The organism is Candidatus Glassbacteria bacterium (assembly GCA_019456185.1).
In the GTDB taxonomy this organism is placed as follows: Bacteria; Gemmatimonadota; Glassbacteria; order GWA2-58-10; family GWA2-58-10; genus JAJRTS01.
Map to the genome: position 1 here is coordinate 26,930 of VRUH01000047.1, position 5,351 is coordinate 32,280.

General features: G+C 57.1%; 4 protein-coding genes and 2 pseudogenes (2 of these 6 running past the window's edge). 3 read left to right on the forward strand and 3 right to left on the reverse strand.

Annotated elements, in window-relative coordinates:
• A pseudogene (amrB, locus tag FVQ81_14325) lies at positions 1 to 78 on the forward strand (AmmeMemoRadiSam system protein B); it begins 981 nt to the left of the window's first position.
• Positions 1 to 302, forward strand: a pseudogene (locus FVQ81_14330) (hypothetical protein) (it extends 13 nt beyond the left edge of the window). Before amrB ends, FVQ81_14330 begins: the two co-directional pseudogenes overlap by 91 nt.
• Positions 303 to 333: 31 nt before the next feature.
• Here the strand turns inward: FVQ81_14330 and FVQ81_14335 are convergent.
• The 3 genes from FVQ81_14335 to FVQ81_14345 all read right to left on the reverse strand — a co-directional run bounded on the left by FVQ81_14335 (position 334) and on the right by FVQ81_14345 (position 4,382).
• Entirely contained in the window at positions 334 to 2,601 is a 2,268-nt protein-coding gene (locus FVQ81_14335) for a DUF4962 domain-containing protein (GenBank protein ID MBW7997721.1), read from the reverse strand.
• 107 nt (positions 2,602 to 2,708) lie between these two features.
• The gene (locus tag FVQ81_14340) at positions 2,709 to 3,461 is read right to left on the reverse strand and encodes a hypothetical protein (protein ID MBW7997722.1); all 753 of its coding nucleotides are present in this window, start codon (positions 3,459 to 3,461) and stop codon (positions 2,709 to 2,711) included.
• 33 nt (positions 3,462 to 3,494) lie between these two features.
• A complete protein-coding gene (locus tag FVQ81_14345; protein ID MBW7997723.1) occupies positions 3,495 to 4,382 on the reverse strand; it encodes a carbon-nitrogen hydrolase family protein in 888 nt (295 codons plus the stop codon).
• Positions 4,383 to 4,543: 161 nt separating this feature from the next.
• Between FVQ81_14345 and FVQ81_14350 the strand changes: the two genes are divergently transcribed.
• On the forward strand, positions 4,544 to 5,233 hold the full coding sequence (locus FVQ81_14350; protein MBW7997724.1) for an L-ribulose-5-phosphate 4-epimerase: 690 nt from the start codon (positions 4,544 to 4,546) through the stop codon (positions 5,231 to 5,233).
• The last annotated feature ends 118 nt before the right edge of the window (positions 5,234 to 5,351 follow it).

Below are 5,351 nucleotides of genomic sequence, written 5' to 3' on the forward strand. Positions count from 1 at the left end.
TCGGACCCAAGTTCGGCGACCGCAACCCGGCGATCCAGATCGCCCGCGGCTCCAAGGCCCACGACCGCGCCCTGCTGACCCATCTGACCGCCCTGGACGTTGAACGGTTCGTGGCCGAAAGCCGCCACGTGCGCGACCGCTACCATGTCTGCGGATTCAGCGTCCTGTCGATGCTGCTGGAGATCCTGCCGGAAGGGATAAATGCTAAAGAATTAGGTTACCACCTCTGGCACGAAACCCCGACCCAGAGCGCGGTCAGTTTCGCGGCGGCGGCGTTTTACCGGGATGGCGATTCCGGGTGATAAACCATCTGATCGCCGCCCCCGGCGGCTCTCAGGGTTTGAGTTCCACCACCACCCCGCCGTCGGCTTCAACGGCCACCACTCCGTTCAGGGCGCGCACTCCCTCTATTGTCCGTTCTCCCACGCTCAGCTGATAAGTCACGCCTTCCGGTACGCCAAGCAGATACACCTTGCTTGCCGGCTCGGTTTCCGGCGGCAGCAGCAGACGGGGGCTGAGTTCGGTATCGTCGAGAAAGGCCAGGACCAGGCCGCCGTTACGCAGCCCGCGCAGCCCGCGTCCGTCGATTATCGCCCAGCCGGCCAGCAGGTCCTGTGAGGTCCTGTCGTTGTCTCCCGCCACCAGCACGTGCAGAAACTCGCCATAAGTATTCTGCTCGGTCTGTGAAATTCTCAGCACCCAGCCGCCCGGTTCAACCTCGGGATAATTCCACAGGTCGAGCCCGGGGTGCATGTCCACGCCGAGAAACCGGAACGGCTGCGCATGGCTGCCCCAGATTTCCCGGTCCGGGTCGGGCGGCAGGAACGTGCGGCCCGCCAGCCTTGAATTTCCATTTTCGACCAGGAACGTACCGAGTTCTCCGAGGTAGGGCTGGTGGGCCGTGTTCAGAGTCCAGGTTTTGGTGAACGACGGGTCCTTGGTGGTCACCCGGTCGTATACGATCACGGTCGACGGGCGGACGTAGACCAGGCTGCGGACAACCTTCTCCACCTTGGGCCTGTTGCGGAAATCACGGCCGTAGGCGGAGAATATATCGCTGTTGTAGGCCAGAGTGATATCCGCCGCGATGAAATCGATACTGTCTCCGGCGTACCAGTGCAGGACCGTCGAGCGCTCGAAATGCGCGCCGCCCAGCCGGTTGCTCCGCCACACCCCCACGTCGAAATTGTTCTGCGTGCTGCGTCCACCCAGGCTCACTATTTCCCGCTGGCCGCCGTCGTTGATCACGGTCACGCCCTCGCCGTGGGGCACCTGGAACCGCTCCTCTGGATCGTAAATCAGCAGACTGTTGTGGGCCAGGGTCCGGTGGGCGAAGTTGACGAAATGGCTGCCGTTCATCGGTGCATACGCTCCCGCGTCGAGCGCCAGCCACTGCCTGCGGAAAATCGAGAAGTGGCCCGCGTCCAGGTGGTTGTGGCTGCCGAACCAGTCGCCCGCGTGGAAACTGACCACCGTGGCGTCCTTATCCCAGCCCGAGCGCATGAAAAACAGGTCGTAGGTCCCGGGGTTCAACCTCACCGAGCGCCCGGTCGTCTCCGCCGGCGGTACGGGCGTGACGGCCGGATCGTACCACAGCAGGTAATACCAGACATGCAGCGGCAGCAGTTCCTGGCCGGGTCTGGCGGCGTTCTGCACGATCCAGGCGGCCAGGCCGCTGCGGTACTCGCGGGCGACAATCATGAACAACCGGCTGTTGTCCCAGCCTCCGCCGAGGATAAATTCCGGGATATCGCCGTAGCGCGCCAGGGTCCCGTCGGGATAGACCTGGGCTGCGTAGAAGCGGGTAAACTTGTTCAGCCAGTCGCCTCCCTGCTGCCGCAGCCTGGCGAACGGCCACTCACGCGGCGAGGTGGCGCTCTGCAGCGCGGCCAGCCACATCCCGAGGTTGTTGTAACTTGCCCGGCTGCTGTAGGATAGGCCCTCGTGCCAGCCGCCATCGAACAACTTCACCGCGCCCGAGAGCTTGTTCTCCCAGTAGCGTCCGGCGAATTCCAGCCACGCGACGGCCTCCTCGCTTTCCCCGTACAGGGCCAGGGCCGCCAGATAGACCGAACGCAGGTGGTACCAGGTGTGGTTATTGAACACGTCGTCGTCGGTTTTGAGCTGGTGGATAACTTCCCTGGTCCAGCGCTCCATCCGCTCACGAACCGACTGCCTGTCCTCCGCGCTGAAAGCCGGGTAGCCGTAGAGCCAGTCGTAGGCGATACTGACCACGCTCAGGTTCCACGCCTGGCCGTCGTTATCCTCCAGGGCCAGCATCATGGCCAGCGCGGTGTCTGCAGCGGCGGTCTCGGTAGGATCGATCAGCCAGCGGATAGCGAAAGAGGGCAGGACGTTGGCGGGTTTCCGTCCGCGGGGAACGTCGGAGAAACTGTTGCGCCACATGCGCAGCTTCTCGTATTCCGTGCGCCACGGCTGCTGCCAGACTCGCAGGCGGAGGCTGTCGACACAGTTATAATAAGCCGGGTCCGTGTTGACGAAAATACGGGGGTGGTCCGAGCGGATACCGGCTAAAGAAGGGGTAGCCAGAACGCAAAAGACCAATAGGATTAAAAGGAAATACGATATCTGTTTAGTCATCCCAGCCAAACATTTCAATGTCAGCAGCAAGTGCCTTAAAATAATCAGAATCTAATACTTTTTGGGGATTCTTTTTAATTGCTACATCAATTGCCATTTTTTGACGATCAGACAGAGTATCTTTTGCTGTTAGTAATTTCTTTGCCATTTTTACAATATGACCATACAACACTCTTAGGAATTACATAGTTTTTCCTACCCACAAAAGATTTACCAGAGCTTATTCGTGTACCTTTAAATTGGTTGAGGTTCTTAGAATAAATAATACCAATGATTAAGATATTGATCATCTTAGTGTAGGTGGCCAACAACACATCGTAACCCATCATTCCAATATCTAAAGAGCTTGAAAGATACCTATTCATGTTGCTTGGCATTCCGCTGATAGTACTATTTTTTATAATATCCAGAAAAATAAAATGCTGCTGGAATTGCCCTATCGAGGTCGTTTCATCTAATAAATATTTTCGCCAAGCTTTTTCAGCACCTTCATAATATTCTCTCAGATCATCCGGAATATTTTTATCAATTACTGGCAAGTGAAACACTAAATTTCGCCATGATATAGAAACAGCGAATTTAAGCATCCAATGCTCATGGCTAAAAATACTCTTATCTTCATTAATTGCCTGTTCAAACACTTTTTGTTTGAACAAGTTCTCCCAAACCGAAAATTGATTCTCACAATCCTCGCAAAGTAATTTGACTTTTGTCCCATCTTGGATACGTCTATTAATGTTGTCTGAATGTCTTAAATAACCAGTACTTGCTCTATCCTTGTAATACTTAACAACATATTTTGGAATAATATGGCTTTTTCTCAATTGGGCTTTTGACTTGCAAAGAGCACAAATACCCATCTCTTGTACCTGCTAAATATAAAGTTACCGCATCTAGTGTTGTTCATTGTCATCGACCGGCAGCAGTCGGTAGAGATCGGTGCGGCGCGTATCGACACCCACCCGGTTCTGCTTCGAGAGGTCGACCATGCCGGTGATCAGTTCCTCGCTGTCCTGGTTGCTTTCGGCCACCAGCAGGCCGTCGGGGTCGATTATGTAGCTCTTGCCCATCTGTATCGGACCGGCGGCGTTGCAGCTCACCACCCAGATTCCGTTCTCGGCGGCGCGGCTGCGCAGGTGGCCCTCCCAGACCGGAATTTTCCAGGAGTGGTTGCCGCAGGCCTGGGCCGCGTGGAAAATCACCCTGGCTCCCATGAGCGCCTGCACGCGCCACGGCTCCGGGAACCGGATATCGAAACAGATCTGCATACCGTATTGCATTGCGCCTGCGGAGTAGGCCTTGAGCTCCATGCCGGGCTGGTAATATTGCTTGTCGCCTCCGGTGAGCTGGACCTTGGCGTAGGTGGAGCGCACCTCGCCGGTGTCATCGATCATGATAATGTCGTTGTAAAGGCCTCCGTCGCGCCAGTTTGAAGTGCCCGCGATTACCCAGATCGAGTGTTCCCGGGCGGCGTTCCTGACCTTGCCCAGCGCAGCTTCCAGCACCTTGCGCGACGGCATCTCGCTGTCCCTGAAATGTTCGGGTCCGTAGCCGGAGAGCGAGGCCTCAGGGAACACAACCAGGTCAGCTCCGGCCTCGTCGGCCTGACGGATGAAGTCGAGATACTTCTGCGTGTTGACCTCCACATCGCCGGTTACGAATATCTGGGCGCAGGCGGCGCGGAAGGGTTTATCGCCGATTTCAGCGGCGGCCAGGTACCCGGAAAAGGCCGCCAGGGCTGTCAGGACAGCTGTTATCGTTCGGATCATCCATTCCTCCATCGGTTTACCGGTTAAACTCACCGCAGGTTAATCATTATAAGTCACCTCCGGCCCGGCGGCAAGAAAGGATATCCGACCGCCCGGGCAGTTTTTCCTTGAAAAGGAGCGGCCCAAACGAGTATTTTCAACACGGAGACGGTAAAATTCCAATCCGAGGGCCCATGCTGAAGGAGTTGAAAGAAAGGGTGCTGGAAGCCAATCTGGAGCTGTGGCGCAGGGGGCTGATTATCCACACCTGGGGCAATGTAAGCGGAATCGACCGGGAACGCGGCCTGGTGCTTATCAAGCCCAGCGGGGTGCCGTACGAGAAACTGACGGTCGAAAAACTGGCGATTGTCGATCTGGAAGGCAATCCGGTAACCAGCGAATACAAAGCGAGTTCCGATACTCCGACCCACCTCGAACTCTACCGCTCGTTCCCCGCAACTGGAGCGGTGGCGCACAGCCACTCCCGTTACGCAACCGCCTGGGCGCAGGCCAAACGGGCTATCCCCGCCCTGGGCACTACCCATGCCGATTATTTCCATGGCGAAATCCCGCTGACCAGGGCGTTGACCGCCCGGGAAATCGAAAGCGCCTATGAGCTCGAAACCGGCCGGGTAATCGTCGAACGGTTCGCCGAACTCGACCCCGGCCGGACACCTGGAGTGCTGGTCTATTCGCACGGACCGTTCACCTGGGGGGCGGACCCGGAATCGGCGGTGGAGAACATGGCCGTGCTGGAGGAAGTGGCTCAGATGGCCTGGGCCACGATGGCGCTTGCGCCGGATACGGAACCGATGGCCCCTGAACTGCTGGACAAGCACTACCTTCGCAAACACGGCGGCAAAAGCTATTACGGTCAGGACTAGTGTGGTGTCCCGGAAGTATATGTATTAATTCGACGGGCTGGTAATGGTTCAATCAATTCAAGCTGAAATCCCCCCTGGCCCCCCTTTGGCAAAGAGGGGAAGCGGCCTCCCCCTTTCG

Coding starts and splice junctions, on each gene's coding strand:
- FVQ81_14340 (MBW7997722.1), bottom strand. CDS start 3,461: ATGGGTATTTGTGCTCTTTGCAAGTCAAAAGCCCAATTGAGAAAAAGC.
- FVQ81_14345 (MBW7997723.1), bottom strand. CDS start 4,382: ATGGAGGAATGGATGATCCGAACGATAACAGCTGTCCTGACAGCCCTG.
- FVQ81_14335 (MBW7997721.1), bottom strand. CDS start 2,601: ATGACTAAACAGATATCGTATTTCCTTTTAATCCTATTGGTCTTTTGC.
- FVQ81_14350 (MBW7997724.1), top strand. CDS start 4,544: ATGCTGAAGGAGTTGAAAGAAAGGGTGCTGGAAGCCAATCTGGAGCTG.